This is a genomic window from Streptomyces sp. NPDC055400, from assembly GCF_053644375.1.
This window is the reverse complement of the sequence record NZ_JBSHLM010000019.1, coordinates 1-17,723: the sequence shown is the minus strand read 5'-3', so window position 1 is coordinate 17,723 and position 17,723 is coordinate 1. Positions and strand designations below refer to the sequence as shown.

General features: G+C 68.4%; 19 protein-coding genes and 3 pseudogenes. 10 read left to right on the top strand and 12 right to left on the bottom strand.

Annotated features, from left to right (window positions below; all coding sequences use genetic code 11):
- Positions 1-265: 265 nt before the first annotated feature.
- The 4 genes from ACWIGU_RS37810 to ACWIGU_RS37795 form a co-directional block, all read right to left on the bottom strand.
- Positions 266-1,783: a sulfatase family protein gene (locus ACWIGU_RS37810; protein WP_454406216.1), complete on the bottom strand. Its 1,518-nt coding sequence runs from the start codon at positions 1,781-1,783 to the stop codon at positions 266-268.
- 153 nt (positions 1,784-1,936) lie between these two features.
- Positions 1,937-2,032, bottom strand: a complete 96-nt coding sequence (locus ACWIGU_RS37805; RefSeq protein ID WP_385199559.1) for a putative leader peptide — start codon at positions 2,030-2,032, stop codon at positions 1,937-1,939.
- A gap of 410 nt (positions 2,033-2,442) precedes the next feature.
- The gene (locus ACWIGU_RS37800; protein ID WP_454406215.1) at positions 2,443-2,601 is read right to left on the bottom strand and encodes a hypothetical protein; all 159 of its coding nucleotides are present in this window, start codon (positions 2,599-2,601) and stop codon (positions 2,443-2,445) included.
- A 49-nt stretch (positions 2,602-2,650) separates the two neighbouring features.
- On the bottom strand, positions 2,651-2,992 hold the full coding sequence (locus tag ACWIGU_RS37795; RefSeq protein WP_454406213.1) for a VOC family protein: 342 nt from the start codon (positions 2,990-2,992) through the stop codon (positions 2,651-2,653).
- Here ACWIGU_RS37795 and ACWIGU_RS37790 point away from each other — a divergent pair.
- A complete protein-coding gene (locus ACWIGU_RS37790) occupies positions 2,930-3,088 on the top strand; it encodes a hypothetical protein (protein ID WP_454406546.1) in 159 nt (52 codons plus the stop codon). The genes ACWIGU_RS37795 and ACWIGU_RS37790 overlap by 63 nt on opposite strands.
- A gap of 53 nt (positions 3,089-3,141) precedes the next feature.
- Here the strand turns inward: ACWIGU_RS37790 and ACWIGU_RS37785 are convergent, their stop codons facing one another.
- Positions 3,142-3,318 (bottom strand): hypothetical protein, encoded by a 177-nt coding sequence (locus ACWIGU_RS37785; protein ID WP_454406212.1) that lies wholly within the window; start codon positions 3,316-3,318, stop codon positions 3,142-3,144.
- 187 nt (positions 3,319-3,505) lie between these two features.
- Between ACWIGU_RS37785 and ACWIGU_RS37780 the strand changes: the two genes are divergently transcribed.
- On the top strand, positions 3,506-3,670 hold the full coding sequence (locus tag ACWIGU_RS37780; protein ID WP_454406211.1) for a hypothetical protein: 165 nt from the start codon (positions 3,506-3,508) through the stop codon (positions 3,668-3,670).
- Between the two features lie 450 nt (positions 3,671-4,120).
- Here ACWIGU_RS37780 and ACWIGU_RS37775 read toward each other — a convergent pair whose 3' ends face one another.
- From ACWIGU_RS37775 to ACWIGU_RS37765, 3 genes are all read right to left on the bottom strand, one after another.
- A complete protein-coding gene (locus ACWIGU_RS37775) occupies positions 4,121-5,533 on the bottom strand; it encodes a lipase family protein (protein WP_454406209.1) in 1,413 nt (470 codons plus the stop codon).
- Between the two features lie 28 nt (positions 5,534-5,561).
- Positions 5,562-7,169, bottom strand: coding sequence for a GMC oxidoreductase (locus ACWIGU_RS37770; protein WP_454406207.1), 1,608 nt, complete (start codon positions 7,167-7,169; stop codon positions 5,562-5,564).
- Positions 7,170-7,640: 471 nt separating this feature from the next.
- On the bottom strand, positions 7,641-7,877 hold the full coding sequence (locus ACWIGU_RS37765) for a hypothetical protein (protein WP_454406205.1): 237 nt from the start codon (positions 7,875-7,877) through the stop codon (positions 7,641-7,643).
- A 168-nt stretch (positions 7,878-8,045) separates the two neighbouring features.
- Between ACWIGU_RS37765 and ACWIGU_RS37760 the strand changes: the two genes are divergently transcribed.
- The 4 genes and pseudogenes from ACWIGU_RS37760 (at position 8,046) to ACWIGU_RS37745 (ending at position 12,047) form a co-directional block, all read left to right on the top strand.
- Positions 8,046-8,435, top strand: coding sequence for a DUF2267 domain-containing protein (locus tag ACWIGU_RS37760; protein ID WP_454406204.1), 390 nt, complete (start codon positions 8,046-8,048; stop codon positions 8,433-8,435).
- Between the two features lie 38 nt (positions 8,436-8,473).
- A complete protein-coding gene (locus ACWIGU_RS37755; protein WP_454406202.1) occupies positions 8,474-8,905 on the top strand; it encodes a DUF2267 domain-containing protein in 432 nt (143 codons plus the stop codon).
- A gap of 1,171 nt (positions 8,906-10,076) precedes the next feature.
- Positions 10,077-10,424 (top strand): MerR family transcriptional regulator, encoded by a 348-nt coding sequence (locus tag ACWIGU_RS37750; RefSeq protein WP_454406201.1) that lies wholly within the window; start codon positions 10,077-10,079, stop codon positions 10,422-10,424.
- A gap of 115 nt (positions 10,425-10,539) precedes the next feature.
- Positions 10,540-12,047: pseudogene (locus tag ACWIGU_RS37745) on the top strand (ISL3 family transposase).
- Positions 12,048-12,241: 194 nt separating this feature from the next.
- Here the strand turns inward: ACWIGU_RS37745 and ACWIGU_RS37740 are convergent.
- Entirely contained in the window at positions 12,242-12,601 is a 360-nt protein-coding gene (locus ACWIGU_RS37740; protein WP_454406200.1) for a nuclear transport factor 2 family protein, read from the bottom strand.
- Between the two features lie 25 nt (positions 12,602-12,626).
- Positions 12,627-13,413, bottom strand: a pseudogene (locus ACWIGU_RS37735) (SDR family oxidoreductase).
- A gap of 99 nt (positions 13,414-13,512) precedes the next feature.
- On the opposite strand from ACWIGU_RS37735, the gene ACWIGU_RS37730 reads away from it, so the two are divergent.
- The 4 genes and pseudogenes from ACWIGU_RS37730 (at position 13,513) to ACWIGU_RS37715 (ending at position 15,875) form a co-directional block, all read left to right on the top strand.
- The gene (locus ACWIGU_RS37730) at positions 13,513-14,031 is read left to right on the top strand and encodes a winged helix-turn-helix transcriptional regulator (protein ID WP_454406199.1); all 519 of its coding nucleotides are present in this window, start codon (positions 13,513-13,515) and stop codon (positions 14,029-14,031) included.
- Positions 14,032-14,182: 151 nt separating this feature from the next.
- Positions 14,183-14,374: pseudogene (locus tag ACWIGU_RS37725) on the top strand (transposase); the annotation flags it as partial.
- Between the two features lie 227 nt (positions 14,375-14,601).
- A complete protein-coding gene (locus ACWIGU_RS37720; protein ID WP_454406198.1) occupies positions 14,602-15,441 on the top strand; it encodes an IS5 family transposase in 840 nt (279 codons plus the stop codon).
- 158 nt (positions 15,442-15,599) lie between these two features.
- Positions 15,600-15,875 (top strand): hypothetical protein, encoded by a 276-nt coding sequence (locus tag ACWIGU_RS37715; RefSeq protein ID WP_454406197.1) that lies wholly within the window; start codon positions 15,600-15,602, stop codon positions 15,873-15,875.
- A gap of 65 nt (positions 15,876-15,940) precedes the next feature.
- On the opposite strand, the gene ACWIGU_RS37710 is transcribed toward ACWIGU_RS37715, so the two are convergent.
- Both ACWIGU_RS37710 and ACWIGU_RS37705 read right to left on the bottom strand, forming a co-directional pair.
- On the bottom strand, positions 15,941-16,600 hold the full coding sequence (locus ACWIGU_RS37710; RefSeq protein WP_454406195.1) for an MSMEG_1061 family FMN-dependent PPOX-type flavoprotein: 660 nt from the start codon (positions 16,598-16,600) through the stop codon (positions 15,941-15,943).
- Between the two features lie 135 nt (positions 16,601-16,735).
- Positions 16,736-17,416, bottom strand: coding sequence for a class I SAM-dependent methyltransferase (locus tag ACWIGU_RS37705; protein WP_454406194.1), 681 nt, complete (start codon positions 17,414-17,416; stop codon positions 16,736-16,738).
- Between the last annotated feature and the right edge of the window lie 307 nt (positions 17,417-17,723).

The following is a 17,723-nucleotide window of genomic DNA, read 5'->3' as shown; positions in this document are numbered from 1 at the left end:
TGCTGGTGGGTGGGCATGGGTGAGAGCCCGGCGCGGTGGTCGGGTTCTCCAAGGTTCCTCGGGTTGTGGGTGGTTGGGGGCTGCTGTTCAGCTGGCTGGGCGGGGCGCAGGTGGAGGCGGCGGCCGCTCCCGCTGATCGCATGGTTCACCGATTTTGCCGGGAACGTGCTGTGCGTCCTGGAGGAACCCCCCCCGTGATCCGAGATGTCGCATCGGGGGAGCGGCCAGATGCCTGACCGGTCCCATCGAGCCCGAGAAGACGGCGTCATCCTGCCGCTGGATACGGAAGCAGCTCCGCGGCCGTCTTCTCCCAGGACGTCTTGAGCTCCGCGAGCAGCTCCGGCCGGTCCGGTGCCAGATCGGCCTGCTCACGGGAGTCCTGGGCGAGGTTGTACAGGTGGTCCTTGCCGCTCGCGTCCTGGTAGTACTTCCAGTCGCCACGCCGCAGCGCCCGGTTGGCCCGTACGCGCCAGAACAGCTCGCGCTCGGGCAGCTCCTCGCCCCGCAGCAGGTAGCCGGCGAGGCTCGTGCCGTCCAGCGGGTACGCGGGGTGGGGCCGGGCGCCGGCCAGTTCGAGGAAGGTGGCGGTCCAGTCGGGGGAGAAGTTGGGCTCGTGGCTGACCTGGTGCGTGTCGATCCGAGCAGGCCAGCGCACGATGGCCGGCACGCGGATGCCGCCCTCCAGCAGCTGGGACTTGTTGCCGCTGAGCGGCCAGTTGTGGGAGAAGCGCTCGCCCCCGTTGTCACTGGCGAACAGCACCAGCGTGTTCTCCTCCTGCCCGGAACGCCGCAGCGCCGCCAGCACTTCGCCGACCGCGGCGTCGAGGCTCTCGACCATCTCCGCGTATTTCTCGACAGAACCGCCGTCGTTGTGGAGCAGCGCGCTCAGGACCTGCCCCTGGTTGCTCGCCGCGCGTATCTTCGCGGCGATCTCCGCCGCGGTCTTCGCGTCGTCCTCGGCGAGCCAGGGCCAGTGCGGGGTGGTGAAGTTGAGGTTGAGCAGCCACGGCTTGTCGTGGTCGCGGCTGACGTACTCCACGGCCCGCTCGGTCAGGACCGTCGTGTAGTAGCGCAGGTCCTTGTAGGTCGCGTCGCCCTCGTAGAGGTCGTAGTCGCCGAGCTGCCCGAGCTTGGAAAAGTACTCCAGTGCGCCGCCGAAGTTGCCGAAGAACTCGTCCCAACCGGACTTGGTGGGGCTGTAGTCCGGCAGCCAGCCGCAGTGCCACTTGCCGATGAGCGCGGTCGAGTAGTCCGCCGCCTTCAACAGGGAGGCGAGAGTGGGGTGGTTGGGGTCGAGCCCCTGGGACTTGTCGCCGACAGGTTCGGCGAGTCCACCCTTCGTACGGCCCGGGTAGCGGCCGGTGTACAGGCTGAACCGGGTCGGGGAGCAGGTCGCCGAGCCCGAGTACGAGTCGGTGAAACGCACACCCTCCCGGGCGAGGCGGTCCAGGTTGGGGGTCTTGATGTGCGGTGCGCCGTACGACGACAGGTCGGCCCAGCCGAGGTCGTCGCCGAGGATGACCAGCAGGTTCGGCCGGCGGCCGTGCCCTGCGCCCGCGCGGGCCCGGAAGGGCTTCTCCTCGGTGGCGCCGGAGGTGGTCGTGCCGGACACGGCTGTGCCTGTCTCGGTCGTGCCCGACGCAGCCGCAGCCGGTGCGGCCACAGCGGTCAGGGCGCCACCGCCGACGAGCCCGCCGAACAGGCGCCGGGAGATGCCGTCACGGGCGTCGGCGGGCGTGATGGCTTCGGAGGACAAGGGGGAGGTGTCAGGTATGCGCGGCATATAGGACATTAGTGTTCCTTGAGAACGTAGGTGGAGCGCGCGAGGGTGGAGGCCGACCCGTCAGTGCGCGCGGACGCGCATAAGTACGTAGGCGCGCGGCACGAAGCAGGAGGAGCCTGCGAAAGGCCAGAAAGACGAGAGAGATCTGCGGGATCAGCGACAGATGGCGCTGGACTGCCGGCACAGATCGACATGGCGCCGCTCCACCAGCGCGGAGGACGCGCACGGGCGATCAGCGGAAGCATTCATGATCAAGACCTTGCCTATGGGGCACTCGGGGTGTCAAGGGGGCGTCCACACCGTGAGCGAGAAGATGTCTGTGTCCGCCGGTGACATATGCAGAGACGCGCCGGAGGGCCTGATCCTGTCCTGTCGAGGATCAGGCCCCGCCCACCCCGGCAGCGGTGTCACTTCTCACCGACATTTCCCGGCCCTGTGATCAACAAGTGCTGCCCAAACCCGTCAACACATGGTGTCGGTTCTCGGTTACGAAGCCAGCCCATCTCCCGCCTGGCGGACGGACTCTGGGCTGCCCTGCGTTGTCGGCATCTTGGCCGGCGGTTGCTGGAGTGGTGAGGTCATGCCGGTGGACGGCGTTGGCGGCCGTCGAAGCTCCGCACCGAGCAGCGGCGGACCCTGATCGCGCTCGCCGCCTCGATCTACGGGACGCCCTCCGCGGGGTTCATCGCCTCGCCCACCACCCAGGCGTGGGCGCCGCTCGCCCGGGCCGCCTGCACCGACCCGGCCGCGGCCGCCGAGGCCCTGGCCGCCGCCGACGCGCCCCCGAGCTGCTCGCGCAGGGAGTCGCGGCAGACCACGTGACGATCCCGGGCTTCTTGCTATTGGAACCTCAGCCCGACCTCGTAACTACTCCGCAACGTTCGTGCTGTTCGGGGGATTGAATACGCAGAACTCGTTGTCCTCCGGGTCGGCAACGACGATCCAACGAAAGCCGTGTCCGCTGAGTTCTTCAGAGAGATTCGCAGCGCCGAGCCGTTCGAGGCGATTGACCTCGGACGCCAGGTCTGCGGTGCCAAAGTCGAGGTCAAGGTGCATGCGGTTCTTGGCCTGCTTTGGTTCTGGGACGTGCTCCAGGAGAAGGGTTGGTGCGGGAGCGGGCCCGACCAGGCTCAGGTAGGGAGGTCCGTGGAAGCCGCGCCGGTAGTCCAGCGGGGCGAGCGCGGCGAGCCGGCCCTCGCCCGGCAGCACCAAGTCGACCCGAAGACGATCCGCCGCGTCCTGGACGCCGCCGGAGCCCGTGAACTGCCCGAGCAGCTCGACGTCCTCCCGGACCCGGCCGCCTGACAGCAGCCGGATCCGGGGATCACCTCGACCTGCCCGGCCTGCTCGCCGACCACCTACTCGCCGACGGCGACGAGACCGTCCGCACTGCGCTCGCCTCCGGCCGGACCATCCGCCGCGGCCAGGGCCACTCCCTCCGGATCACCGCACCGCTCGAACTCCACCGCACCGCGCTGCAGCAGGCCGCCGCCCTCGCTGCTGATACCGCCGGTTCCGCCGAGCGCAAGGCTCACCGGGTCTACGCCACCCGCATCACAGCTGCCGAGAGGCCGTGAGCTCGTTTGGGGCTGGTGACACGGTCGTTAACGGCACCCCGTGTTCGGCAGCAGTGGCAGCTCCGGCCCGACGAGTCCCCCGCCGACGTCCCGCCCGCCGACGAGTCAGCCGCCGACGTCGCCTCCGTCCTGCTTCCGAGCAGGCATGCGCTCCGAGGGCGACACGAACTATCCCGGCATGCCGACCGAGGTGCCGATCGAGTCCACCGCGCCGCCCGTGGAGCAGCCGACGGAGCAGCCGACGGAGCAGCCGACGGATTCGCCCTGCGGCGGCACCGGGGGCGGCGACGTTGCAGGAACCGACGGCTGACCGGCCCGGCCTCCCAATGAGGTGAACACGCCCGCCCCACCCGAACCCAAGACCTTGGGCGGGGCAGGTGGGGGCGGCCGGACCTTACGCGCCCCCACTGGGCATCGCTACCTGCCCCAGCGGATGCAGCCTCGAAGCAGCGTCGCAATCGTGGCCGCAGCCACGGTCCAGCCGGCTGCGGGGGTGTGGGGTACGACGCCACTCAGGTCGGCCGCCGTCACCATGCCGAGCCCGAAGACGCGCGTCGTCCTGCAAGTCCTGCGTCCATGACGTGATTCTGGTGGCCGGCGGTGGCGCGTTGCCAGTGGGGCGCGATGATGGTGCCCGGCCACTCGGTGAGGTCGATGTGGCCTCTGCTGCCGACATCCGCAGCGTGGGCTTCCCCATACGGTTCGTTGTGGGGAGGCCCCCTTCCGCCGGAGGCCGCTGTCCCGGCAGAAGGGGGGCGCGTCAGGGCTGGAGGGGCAACGTTTGGCAGTTGGAGGTGGCCGGCTTGCCGGAGAGCCGGTCCGTCAGCCAGGAGATCGCGTCACCCTGGTCGGTGATGAGAGGCACGAGGTGGTTGGTGAGGATCTTGTCGCCGAGGTTGGGAAGATTGATGGCCTCGTAGGTCACGTCGGCACCCTTGGCGCACCAGTCCACGGCCAGTTGTCGGACCTGCGAGTGGGGCACGATGTCGTCCTGGACACCGGTGGCCACCCGCACCGGTCCGGCCGGCTCATGTGTGCCGATGCGCTGCTTGTCCAGGGCGGCCTTCGCTCGGGGGTCTGTGGCGATGATGTCCCCGATGGACTTGCCGTTGCTGGTCCAGGTGCTGCTGCGCGTGAAGCCGAGGCCGAACAGCGCGTCGCCGACACACATGGTTGACGCGTCCTCGAGCGCGGCCCTGCCCGCGTCGCTGACGTTGGCTTCCACGACGGTTCGCAGGTCGGGGTCGGCTTGGGCGAAGCCGTTGATCGACCAGGCCAGCGCCCCGGCCAGTGCGCTGCCGTCGATGCCCTTGATGACTGACGTCAGGTTCGCGGGTGGAGCGCCGGCGTAGGTTCCGGCAAGTTGTACGTCGGGGGCGTAGGAGGGCTGGAGTTCGGCGGCGGCCGCGCTGGCGCCGCCGCCCTGGCTGTAGCCGTACAGGCCGGTCGGGGAGTCCGTGGTGACTGACGCCCCGGGGACGACACGGGCTGCGCGGGCCGCGTCCAACAGGGCGTGCCCCTGGTCGAGCCGGTTGACGTAGGTGTGAAGGCGGTCGGTGGCGCCTAGGCCGACGTAGTCGGTGATGACCACTGCTGCCCCGGTGGCCAGGATCCGGTAGATGGCGAGGGCCTCGTAGCCCACGGACACGGTGTTGCCGTTGAGGGTCAGCGGATGTTGCAGCGCGAACGAGGGCGCGCACTGGTCACCCTGGCCCATGGTGCCCGAGGCCACGGCCACCAGGGGGCGCGGCCCGGGCTTCTTCCAGGTGGTCGAGGGCTCGATGTAGGCCCCGGTCACCGCGACGGGCTGCCCGGCGGAGTCGGTGGACTTGTACATCAAGCGGGTCGCGGTGCCCGGCATGGGGCGGCCGTCCAGGCCGGGAATGCTGAGCCCGAGCGGCATCGACTCGGTACGGATCAACGTGCCGTTGGCGGCGGGCAGTTCGGTCGGCGGGTTGTAGAACGTGGGGATGGTGACGCCGCGGGACACGACGGGCTCCGCGGTGGATGCCGAGGCCGGTGCCGTCGACAGGCCCACGCACACGGCGCCTGCTACGACGCCGGCCAGCAGGCTCACGCGAGCCGGAACGCCGCGGCAGGTGGGAGGTGTTGTCGACGGGGTGGCGGGGCGGATGGTGCGGGCGGAACGGGAACGGGCTTCTCTGCGGTTCATGGCGTGCTCCTCGCTCGTCGTCGAGAGTTCAGATGAATGTGTCGATGTCGTGCGCGGTGATGGCGTCCATCGCCCGTTCCGCGACCGCGGCGATGGTCATGGACGGGTTGCACGCTCCCGTCGTGCCCGGGATCAGCGCACCGTCGAGCACGTACAGGCCGCGTTGGCCCCGCACGCGGCCCTCCAGGTCGCACACCGTGCCCATCGGCGCACCGCCCAGGGGGTGCCAGGTGCTGTTGACGAGGGAGTTCGTGTCGGTCAGCACACCGATCCCCTTGGAGATGTCGGCAACCCGCTGCTGGATCGTGCGGTGACTGCCGGTGTCGCCGTTTCGGGGCCAGTGCAGCGACACGGTGTCGGTGGCGGGGTTGTACAGGAACCGGCCGCGGTCGGGGCTGACACCGAAGCCGACGAGCATCGTCGTCCTGGTGTCGAGGCCCAGCGGCGGGAGTGACGCCTGGATGACGGTGTTCGCGGTGGCCGGGTCCTCCCATGCCTTGCTGCCGAAGACCACCGGGCCGCCCTGTTCGCTCCCGAAGTCCTCCTGAAGGTTCGACCACGCGTAGATCCGGTCGCCGTTGGTGCCCCAGCCCTCACCGAGCCCGTCGGGCAGATCGGGGATGGCGCCAGTGGCTCCAGCGCGGACGAGGAGCTTGCTGGTGTTGATACTTCCTGCCGCCATGATCAGGGCACGGGTGGAGAGGATCTTCTGCTCCAGCACACGTCCCGAGTCGTCGGTGCGATCGACATGCACCTCCCAGCGGCCGTCGGAGGCCTGCGCCACGGATGTGACGTTGTGGTGGGTCGCCACGGTGACCTTGCCGGTGGCCTCGGCCTGACGGAGGTAGGTCACGTCGACGGAGTGCTTGCCGCCGTTGTTGACGCCGAGTGCGCAGTCGCCGTTCGTGTACGAGGGCTTCATCTCGCCGCGCAGTTCGGCCAGGGCGTAGTCCCAGTCGATCGGCATCGGGATCTTCGAGACGTCGTATCCGGCCTTGCGCACCCGCTCGGCGAACACCCGGGCCGCGTAGTAGGTGGAGGTGCTGATCAGTTCCTCGGGCGCTGTCGCCACCCGGAGCACGGCGGCGACCCGCGGATAGTGGATCCGGTCCATGCGCCGGTAGTCGAGCTGTTCGGGCAGCCAGGTGTTGAACACCGGCTCCGAGGGCTGGAGGGTCATGCCCTGATAGACGAGCGATCCACCGCCGACCCCGGCCGCGCAGACGCTCAGGATGTTGTCGCCGAGCACGGGTTCCAGGAGCCCTGTGTAGGGAGTGAAGTCGAGCGGGGTGCCGATCAGCCGCGCGAGCGGCCTGACGGCCGCCGGGAGGGTGCCGTACCAGAGCATCCGTTTGTCGAGCCCAGAGACATGCGGGAACGTCTCGGCGTTCGGTCCCGTCGGCCAGCGGCGGCCGCGTTCCAGGACGGTCACCTGCACACCGGCCTGTGCCAGCCGGAGGGCTGCCACGCCACCCCCGAAGCCGGATCCGATCACGACGACTCGGTGGTCTTCTTCGGTCAGCCGGACACGGGTCGGCGCGGCGGAGGCGGGTGATGCGGCCGTCGGCGACATGGCGCCGGCGGCTGCGAGTCCGGCGGCGCCGGCGAGCAGGGCGCGCCTGCTGGGCGTGGGCATGCGTAACTCCTTCAAGGGAGGGGGAGATGCCGCCGTCCGATCGGCGGCCGACCGTCCCGGACCCTGCCGGTCGGGGGGACGAGGTAAGAGGACCTACGAACGTGAGCCGTGGTGTGGAGCTGCATACTTGATGCGTTCATGCCAAATAGCGACGGGAGAACTGTGGTTACCCGCTGGTTACTTACGGCAGAGTAAGTTGACGTGTCATTCACTGACAAGACGTCTGCATGCGTCAGTTCCAGACGTCTTCGCTATGCTGCGCAACCGACAGAAGGTGGTGGAGCGAGCGCGCGTGAGACGCCATTCCCGGACCGCGGGCGGAGGACGGTGGAGGCGGATACCAGGCCACTCCTCGCTCAGCGGCGCAAGGCGGCTCTCCGCTTCGAAATCGCCCATGAGGCGGTCCGCATGTTCACCTCCGGCCTTGGGGAACATCGGTACAGCCGTTGGCGCTGAGATTGATCACGGGGTCTAGCTGCGGATCTCCGTGTTCGGGCGGGACTGGGCCTGGAGACGGTTGCGGACGGGCTTGGGCCTCAGCGGCAGGCTGTCGTCCGCCGCAGCCTCCTCGGCTTCGGCCAGCGCTCGGTAGAGCGAGGCGACCGGGGGGTTCTTGCCCGCGTTCTTCCCTGTCTTGATGACCAGCTTCTTCGCGATCTCGGGGACGGGGACGCCCTTGTCCTTGAGTGCGACGGCGAAGGTGAGCATGTCGTCGTCGATGACCTTCGGCCGTCCGCCGTGGGTGCCCTTGGCCGCTGCGGTGACCTAACCAGTTCCCCGGCCCGTGCCGACGGCGGAGGACGGGTGTCGATCTCCCCCTCCCGGCCCGTCCTCCGCACCCTCCGTACTTCGCAAGACAGAAGAGGCTGAGCGGCCATGCGATGGGACGCATTCCTCGAGCAGGGGCAAGAACGCGGCCAGTACGCCACACCCCGGGAAGCGGAGCGGTCTGCGCGCACCGTTCTGGCGCTGCTGGGCGCCCATCTGGTGGGTGAGGTCCGGGCCGAGCTGGCCGCCCGGCTCCCGGAGACGTTCGCCGTGATCCTGCTCAACCCGCTGCAGGCCACCGAGCCGCTTTCACCGGAGCGGTTCGTGCGGGCGACCGCGGCGTGGATCGAGGGAGCCACCGAACAGACCGCGGCCTGGGACGTCAGTGCCGTGCTGAGCGTGGCCGCCGATGCGGCCGGCGAGGACCTTACCCACCGCATCCTGCTCCAACTGCCCCCGGGCTACGACCTCCTCTTCGGCCACCCCGAGCACACCTGAGATCCCTGAGATCCCCGGACGAGAAAGGCAACAGCCTCATGCTGCCGCTGCAGGAACCGGCCGCCCGGCCCGGCGCGACGTTTCGCCAGATGCTGGAGAGGATTCGTTACGAAGGCGCCTATCCCACCCGGGAGCGGGCCGAGGACGTCATGCGTGCCGTGCTGACGGTTCTGGGGCGCCAGCTCATCGGCGACGAACGCGTCGAGCTCGCCGCCTGCCTCCCCGGGGAGGCAGCCCGCGTCTTCGCCGGACAGATCCCCGAGTGTCAGCCACTCACCGGCTGGGGCTTCGTCAAGGACCTGTCCGCCCGCACCGAGGCCACCCCCGCGACCGCCCGCTGGGACACCGGCGTCGTGCTCACCGTCATCGGCGACCTGGCCGGCCCCTCCCTCCTGGACCGCATCCTCACCCAACTCCCGCCCGGATACGCCCTGCTGTTCGGCCGCGCCGATCTCACCCAGACCATCTGACCCTGCCCGGTCCAGGGGAAATGCGCGGGGACCGCCGTCGCGGCTCAGTGCTGTTTGAATAGGTGAGGGAGCGTGCGATGACGTTGCCGGGCTCGGCGGGTACCTCCGCCCGGCGGCCCCGGCCTGCCTGACCCGCTACCCATAGCGTGGCGTGCCTGCGGATTGCTCCCAGACCGGCCGGGGTCTTCCTGAGCATCAATCCTGGACCGGATCGGCACACCGTGACCGCGCCCGCCTTGGGCTACGGCCGGGCAGTGCTTCGTGATCCAGGATCTGGCGGAGCGGGCCGCTTCCGATCAGGCCCCCACGGGGGCGGGGCCGGCAGTGCAGCCATCGGTGTGAAGAGCTTGGTCGTCAGTGCAGGTGACTGCCTTGCTCTCGCTCCTTCGCTACTCGGGGACGAATACCTCACCGTCAGACACGCGAAAATCTGTGTTGGCCAGAGTAGACATTGGGTGGCGGCGTGGTTATGGTTTCTCTCGTAGCCAGAAGTCAGCAGGGCCCGGCGGGCACGAACTGCCGGGAGTGGTATGGAAGTTGCAGTGCGTAGGACGGTGCGGTGGTGGAGTTCCGAAGCCAGAGCGTTGCAGGACGGCGACGGGACTGACGACCGGGCCGGGTGGCCCGCAGTGATCAGGGGCCGCCGGCGGGACCGCGGTCAGCAGGGGCGGTTCCCGTGAGTGCAGTTGGTCGTACCCAGCAGTGAAGTTAAGTGAGCGGTACCTCGGTGAAGGCGTCGGCTGCGGGCGCGCGCACGGGAGGTTCGGCAGTGGGGTTCTAAGCCAGAGCAGATGCACGATGGGCGACGGGGCTGGCTGCCGAACAGTGGCGCTGTCACAGGCCACTGAGCAGCACGCAGCAGAGCAGTACCAGCAGTATCAAGTCCCCCCGTTTAGTAAGTAGCCGAATACCGAGGGAAGAACGGAGGAACGAGCGCCATCAGGATCGCCCGGGCGGAGTGTTGAGCCCGGGTACCGCAGGACATCGATAGTGAGGTGGTCTCCGGTCAAGCAACCGCGATCCCCGCAAGCCCGACAACTTCCAGGTCGGGCCGGCGGACACAGAAGGCCGACGCAGTTCCAGGGTCGGCAGATGGTGTAGATGTTCCTTCGGGGCCTTGGTGCCAATATGGCGCCAGGGCCCCTCAAGCGTGTTCCACAGAGAGGTGCAAATGACAGCAGACGACTCGTTCGACCGTCTCGATGACGACGACTACCCCGCCTACACGATGGGCCGGGCCGCCGCGATGCTTGGCACCACCCAGGGTTTCCTCCGTGCCATCGGCGAAGCCCGCCTGATCACCCCGCTGCGTTCCGAGGGCGGACACCGGCGCTACTCCCGCTACCAGCTGCGCATCGCCGCCCGCGCCCGGGAACTCGTCGACCAGGGCACTCCCATCGAGGCCGCCTGCCGCATCGTCATCCTCGAAGACCAGCTCGAAGAAGCCCAGCGCATCAACGCCGAATACCGCCGGGGTGCAGAGTCCTCCGCTCCGTCAGCCTCGGCCTCGGCCCTGTGACTACCCCAGCGGCTTCGGGACTGTCCAATCAACGGCCCTGTCTCACATTCGGTGGTGACGCAGAGTCGTGAAGGTCGTTGATAGTCACGTGAAGGATGCCAACGAGCTTGTCCAGATGGTGTTTTCGGGCCTGTCCCCGCTGGTCATCGAGGATGTGGTGACGAGGGCGAGCGGATCGTGGTGCGGGCACGAACGCCGCAGGACACGGCGGTCTGCCCGGTGTGCGGGGCGTCGTCGGGGCGCGTGCACGGCTACCACTGGCGGACGGTGGCCGACGTACCGGTCGACAGCCGACGGGTGGTGGTCCGTGTGCGGGTGCGGCGTCTGGTGTGCCCCACTCGCGGCTGCCGACATACTTTCCGCGAGCAGGTGGCCGGAGTCCTGGACCGATACCAGCGACGCACCACCCGCCTGACCAGGCAAGTCAAGGCAGTGGTCAAGGAGTTAGCGGGCCGGGCGGGGGCACGCTTGCTGGCGATACTCGCGGCGGGCGTCTCGCGGCACACGGCTCTGCGTGCCCTGTTGCGCATCCCGCTGCCCGCAGGGCGGACGCCGCGTGTGATCGGCGTCGACGACTTCGCTCTGCGCCGGCGTCACCGCTACGCCACCGTGATCATCGATGCCGAGACGCATGAGCGGATAGACGTGCTGCCTGACCGCACGGCAGACACCCTGGAGGCGTGGCTACGGGAACATCCGGGCATCGACGTCGTGTGCCGCGACGGCTCCGCGACCTACGCCGAGGCCATCCGCCGTGCCCTGCCCCGTGCGACGCAGGTCGGTGATCGGTGGCATCTGTGGCACAACCTGTGCGAAGCCGTCTTGAGCGAGGTCAAGGCACACAGCACCTGCTGGGCCACCATACTGGGCACGCCCATCTACGAGGGACCCCGCGCGCAGACGACCCTGGAACGCTGGCACCAGGTCCACGGCCTGCTCGATCAAGGCGTGGGCCTGCTCGAATGCGCCCGCCGCCTGGAACTGGCCCTGAACACCGTCAAACGCTACGCGCGAGCCGATCGGCCCGAGCGCATGCTCCGCGTCCCCAAGTATCGCGCCAGCCTCGTCGATCCCTACCGTGAGCACCTGCGTAAACGCCGGGCCGAGGACCCCGGCGTCCCCGTCCAGCACCTCTTCGAAGAGATCAAGGCCCTCGGGTTCAGCGGCTGCCTCAACCTCCTGCACAAGTACATCAACCAGGGCCGTGCGGACGCCGACCGCAGCCACATCTCCCCGCGCCGCCTCGCTCGGATGATCCTCACCCGGCCGGACAACCTCAAGACCGAGTATCGCGATCTTCTGGCCCGGCTCACCGCCGCCTGCCATGAAATGACAGAACTGGCCGCCTGCATCGGCGACTTCGCCGAACTCCTGACTCCTCGCCCAGAACATGCCGCCCAGCTCGATCCCTGGATCACCCAGGTCCGCACAGCCGATCTGCCTCATCTGCACGCTTTCACCCGCGGTCTGGATCGAGACCGCGACGCCGTGATCGCCGCGCTCACGCTTCCGTACAGCAACGGCCCCACCGAGGGCGTCAACACCAAGACCAAGCGGATCGCACGCCAGATGCACGGACGAGCAGGCTTCACCCTGCTCCGCCACCGCATCCTCCTCGGATAGCGACACGATCCGTCACCACCGAATATGAGACAGGGCCGTTCTTCTTACAGTCCCGCAAGTGCTGATCTGCGGGTGGATGCCGAACTTGAGGGCTGGCTCTTGGTCGGGTAGCTGGGTGGGCACGAGGGCTGGGAGGGGGCGGCCTGGGGTGGGTGGGGTCTTTCTCGTGGGCAACAGGTGGTGTGGGAGCGGGCTCAGGGTTCGATGGCGAGGTGTTCGATGAGGTCGTCGCGCAGCGTGAACCGATAGCGGAGATCAATGGTGCCGCCGGGGAAGTTGCCTTCGAGGTGGTGTGTGGCGATGTAGTGGGCCTTGCCGGTCTCCTGAGCTTTCGTGAGGTGGATGGTGTAGGTGAATTCGGTGGCGGATCGGTCCAACCACCGCTCAATCGCGGCGCTGCCCTGGTAGGTGTTGCCGTCGTCGATCACTGTGGCGTCGTCGGTGAACGTCGTGACCGCGGTGGCGGTGTCGTGGGCGCGGTGGGCTGTGAGGTAGCGGGTGATCACCTCGGGCAGGTCGTCCGGGGTGATGGTCCGGGGCTGGTTGTCGTGCATGACGCTCCTGATGGTGGTGGCGGGTTCAGACGGTGGGGGTGGTGCCGCCGTCGATGACGTGTTCGGCGCCGACGATGGCCGAGGCGCGGTCGGAAACGAGGAAGGCGACGAGCTCGGCAACTTCCTCGGGCTGGTTGGGACGGCCGAGCGGGATGCCTCCCAGGGAGTCCATGAGCCGGCCCAGCGCCGCTTCCTGGGTGATACCGGCGTCGTGGGCGATCCGGGCGACGAGGTTGTCAGCGGCCGAGGTCTGGACGAAGCCGGGTGAGACGGTGTTGACGCGGACGCCGTGGGGGGGCGACCTCGTTGGCCAGGCCCTTGCTGTAGGTCGTCAGGGCGGCCTTGGCGGCGGCGTAGGCCAGAGTTCCGTTCCACAGCGGCATGCGGCGCTGGATCGAGGTGACGTGTACGACCGCCCCCCTGCCTTTGGCGATCATGTATGGGAGGAGGGCGCGGTCCAGGCGGACGGCGGCCAGCAGATTCGTGTTCAGCTCCCTGGCCCAGTCGTCCTCGCCGAGCGCGGCGAATCCTCCTGCCGGTGCCTCGGAGCCGCCGAGGGTGTTGACCAGGATGTCGACGCCTCCCACGCGGGCGTCCACCTCGGAGGCGACGTGGGCGGCGCCCTGGACGGTGGACAGGTCGGCGGCGATGAACGTCTTCTCCTCGACGTCGTCGGGGCGGCTGCGGGCGGTGACCAGCACGGTCGCGCCGGCCTCGGCGAGCCGTCGGGCGATCGCGGCTCCGGTGCCCTTGGTGCCGCCGGTGACGAGAGCGCGTCGGCCTTCGAGGGATTCGCTGATGGATGTGGTCACGTTGTGCTCCGTTCCCGGGCGCGGGTATGCGAGGCGCCGCTCCCGTCTTGGCTGCTAAAATAGAAGCTACTAACTTCGACTTTAGCAGTAACTGAGGGGATGGTCGCCGTGGCAAGCCGGATCAGGCTGGAGGACCGGGAGTGCCCGCTGTCCACGACGGTGGAACACGTCGGCGAGTGGTGGACACTGCTGATCCTCCACGACGCCTTCGACGGCTACACCCGCTTCGACCAGTTCCAGGAGAGCCTGGGCATCTCCTCCAGCATGCTCACCACCCGGCTGAAGACCCTGGTCGCCGACGGTCTGCTGGAGCGCCGGCCCTACCAGACCAACCCTGTCCGGCATGAGTACGTCCTGACCGAACTCGGGCGCTCGCTGCGCCCGGTGATCGTCGCTCTGGCCGCGTGGGGCAATGCCCGCCTCACGCCGACGGAGCGCAGCATGATCCTCGTCGACGCGCACAGCGGCGAGGAAGTTGAGCCCGTCGTCGTCGACGCCAAAACCGGCCGCCGACTCGACGACAGCGCTGCCTATGTCTTCACCGCGGGCCCCGCAGCCAGCGACGCGATGCGCAGCCGCTACGCGGCACGGCCGACCATTCCCGCGGAAGAGGCGTAAGTCCGCCCGGAAGAGCCTCGTACAGCCTTGAGCAGGGCCGCGAGCACGGGCTGCACCTGACCAGCCTCGCGGCACCGGCTTGTCGCTGGCGTGAAACTGCCAACCCTCCCCAGTCGTTGAGAACTGGATCAAGTGAGGCAAGGAGTAACACCGGTCGTTTCCAAGAATCCCCATCAAATCTTCCACACGACAGGGCCGCCACCGCTGGACGGTCGAGCGCACCATGGCCTGGCTCGCCGGCTGCCGGCTACTCCACCGCTGCTACGAGCGCAAGGCCGGACACTTCCTGGCCTTCACTGCTATCGCCTGCACCCTCATTTGCTACCGCCGACTCACCAAATGAGACAACGTCTGAAAGAGCTTTTGTCCCGGCAAGGTTGTTTGGCGGCGCTTCGGGGTGCGAGCTGGCGAGAGGCGCATGAGGCGGACCAGTCCGATGTGACGTATGGGACTGGTGTCATCTCCCGAAGGGCCGATTCTCACCGGTCGCTCCTGTCTGATCCCAACGCGCCCCCGCTTGAACCCGTTTGCGCCCTGGGGAGACCGCCTACTCGACGCTACTACCGAAACATGACACGACGCCGTCCGTATCCCAGCGACCTCTCCGACGCACGTTGGGAACTGATCGGACCCACGCTCTCCACTTGGCGGGCCGAGCGCAGAGGCAAGGGCCTGACCATTGGCCGACCGCCTGAGCATGACCTGCGCCGCATCATGGATGCCGTCCTCTACGTCGATCGCACCGGCATTCCCTGGCGATATCTGCCACATGACTTCGCGCCGTGGGAGACGGTCTACGGCTACTTCGCCGGCTGGCAGAAAGAAGGTGTCTTCGACCAACTCAACGGTCTCCTGCGTCGCCTGGTGCGCGAGGCCGAAGGCCGCGACGGCGAGCCAACTGCATGCGTGCTGGACGCGCAGAGTGTGAAGACCTCCGCGAACGTGCCCGCGGCCGGCCAGGGCATCGATGCCGGCAAGAAAATCGCAGGCCGCAAGCGCCACATCGGCGTGGACACCCTCGGACTGCTCCTGGCCGTCTGGGTCACCGCGGCGAGCGTCTCCGACAACGTCGGAGGCATGCACCTGATGTCCCACATCGCCACCACCAACCCCCGCGTGACCAAAGCATGGGCCGACTCCGGCTACCGCACCAAAGCCATCGACCACGGCGCCACGCTCGACATCGACGTCGAAGTCGTCCAACGCACCCCCGGCGTCAAAGGATTCAAAGTCATCCCCCGACGCTGCGTCGTCGAGCGGACCTTCGGATGGCTGATGCACCACCGCCGCCTCGCCCGCGACTACGAAACCCACCCCCACCGCTCCGAAGCCATAATCCACGTCGCGATGATCGACCTCATAAGCCGACGCCTCACCCGCGAATCCACCCCGAACTGGCGCGACACCTGAACCTCGAACCAAACAACCTCACCGGGACGAAACGCTCTTTGAGAGCCACCTATGGGAAGGGTTTGCGTCATGGACCCAGGCCCTCGCCGACGTACTACTGAGATTCGGCCAGAGACGCCGCCCGCGCCCGCGGTGCCCGACTCGGCCGCCCGCCGGCGATGACGGAGGAGCAGGTACGCCACGCCCGTCACCTGCTCGCCAGCCCGGAGAACACCGTCACCTCGATTGCGAAGCTCCTCGGCGTCTGCAGGAACACGAAACGCGAGACCCTCCAGGGCGCCCACGACTACGGCGATGCCGACACCTGCCGCAGGACCGTCTTCGCCTGGCTGACCGGCTACAACACTCGCCGTCGGCGCTCCGTCAACGGCCACCTCAGCCCCAACGAATACGAACCCCGACACCAAACCGCTAAACCCACGCTCGCCGCGTGATCAATAACCGCGTGCCCACCTTCACGGTGGGAGGCCCGGTGGTTCGGCAATCGCTGGTCGGCTCGTTACTCGTACCGGTACTTCAGCGAGTCCGCTTCCGCCTGCTCGATGTCCGCGATCGTCAGCTCCGGCATCCGCAGCTGGGCCAGCGTCACCTCGGCCGAGGTCGGCTGGGCGTCCGCCGGCAGCCACTGCTCCGGCTTCCAGGCTCCGCTGCGCAGGAGCGACTTGGGGCAGTGCGGGTAGACCTCCTCGATCCCCAGCACCAGCGCACTGGCCGGCGGCTTGCCCACGGCGGTCAGCTGCGACAGCAGCTCCGGGCGGGTGGAGACGCAGGCCCGGCCGTTCACCCTGAGCGTCGTGGTGCGCCCCGGGATGAGGAACAGCAGCCCGGCCCGTCCGGTGGCGATGACGTTCTGCAGGGTATCCAGACGCTTGTTGCCAGTCGCGTCCGGTATCGCCACCGTCCGTGCGTCCAGGACGGCGACGAACCCGGCGGGGCCGCCGCGCGGGGAGACGTCACAGTTGCCCTCGGCGTCCGCGCTGGCGACCAGGACCAGTGATGAGCAGCCGATCAGCCGCCGGGTCTGTTCGGTGAGTTCGGCCATCTGCTTGCGCACGGCCGCGTCGTTGGGGAGTTCGTAGGTTTGGCGCAGCGTCTCCTGGTCGGGCACGGCGTCGAGGCGGAGCGAGTCGAAGGCGCTGGTGGCAAGGGGTGTCGTCATGCCGCCGACCCTAATGCGGGGATCGCCGAGGTAAGCCCAAAAGGGGCCACGGGATGATCTTGAAATTCTAGTGAGTCACCGTGCGGTCCGCGGCTGGGCCTACCTCGGCGATCCCCCTGCTGTGAGCGGAGGGGCTCAGCGCAGTCGTCGCGCACGCAGCACCAGGTCGTCGGTATGGTGCGCGCCGGCGCTGCCGTCGGGTGCCACGCGTGGTCGCTGCTCGTTCACTTCCACCTTCCAGTCGTCGGTGAGCAGGGCGGCGACCATCGAGGGCCAGACGTAGTCAGCCGGGTCGAAGCCGCTGTCGTGCGCCTGCTGGGTGTCCATCCCCGCGTGGTGCACGAGCAGCAGCACGCCGCCGGGCGCTACGGCTGCGAGCAGCGATCGCTCGGCTGCGGCGTCGGGGGTGCGCCGCAGGGCTGGATACTGCGCGGAGACCAGGTCGAAGGAGACTGGCGGGAGCGCCGCTTCCGTCAGCGCGGCGTGTACCCAGCGAACGGCGACGCCTGCGTCCCGCGCGTGCCCGGCCGCCCGCTCCAGTGCCACGCCCGAGACCTCGAGCGCGGTCACGTCCCAGCCGCCGCGCGCGAGCCAGACGGCGTCCGCGCCCTCGCCGCAGCCGACGTCGAGCACCCGCCCGGGCGTGAGCCCGGCGACCTCGGCCACGAGCGCACCGTTGGGCTGGCCGCTCCACAGCTGTTGTCGGTCGGCATATCGGTTGTCCCATTCCGCCCGCACCGCGGGGTCTCCGACGTATCCGTCGCCAGGCAAGGAAGTGTCAGACGCGGGCGATGCCGCTGTGATGTTGTCGGTCACGGGCCCAACGTCACCCATCGTGGCCCGGTCACGCCACTCCTGTTGCCGCTCCGGCAAAACGGCGTCCAAGGGGCGAGGAACAGCCGGGCGTAGTCGCACTGGATGTCATCGAAACAGACCGGCCGCGGCATCCTTGACCTGCGCAGTCAATCTTCGATGGCACAAACCGTCGTCAGTCAATCTTCGGTGGCAACCGGGCAAGGTTCGCTGTCACAGGTGTGCGCCACGAGGCGCTACGCAATCGAGTGGAGGTGGAAGACCTTCTCCGCCGGGCCGTCGCAGCGGTCTGGTGAAGCTGGGGGCAGTC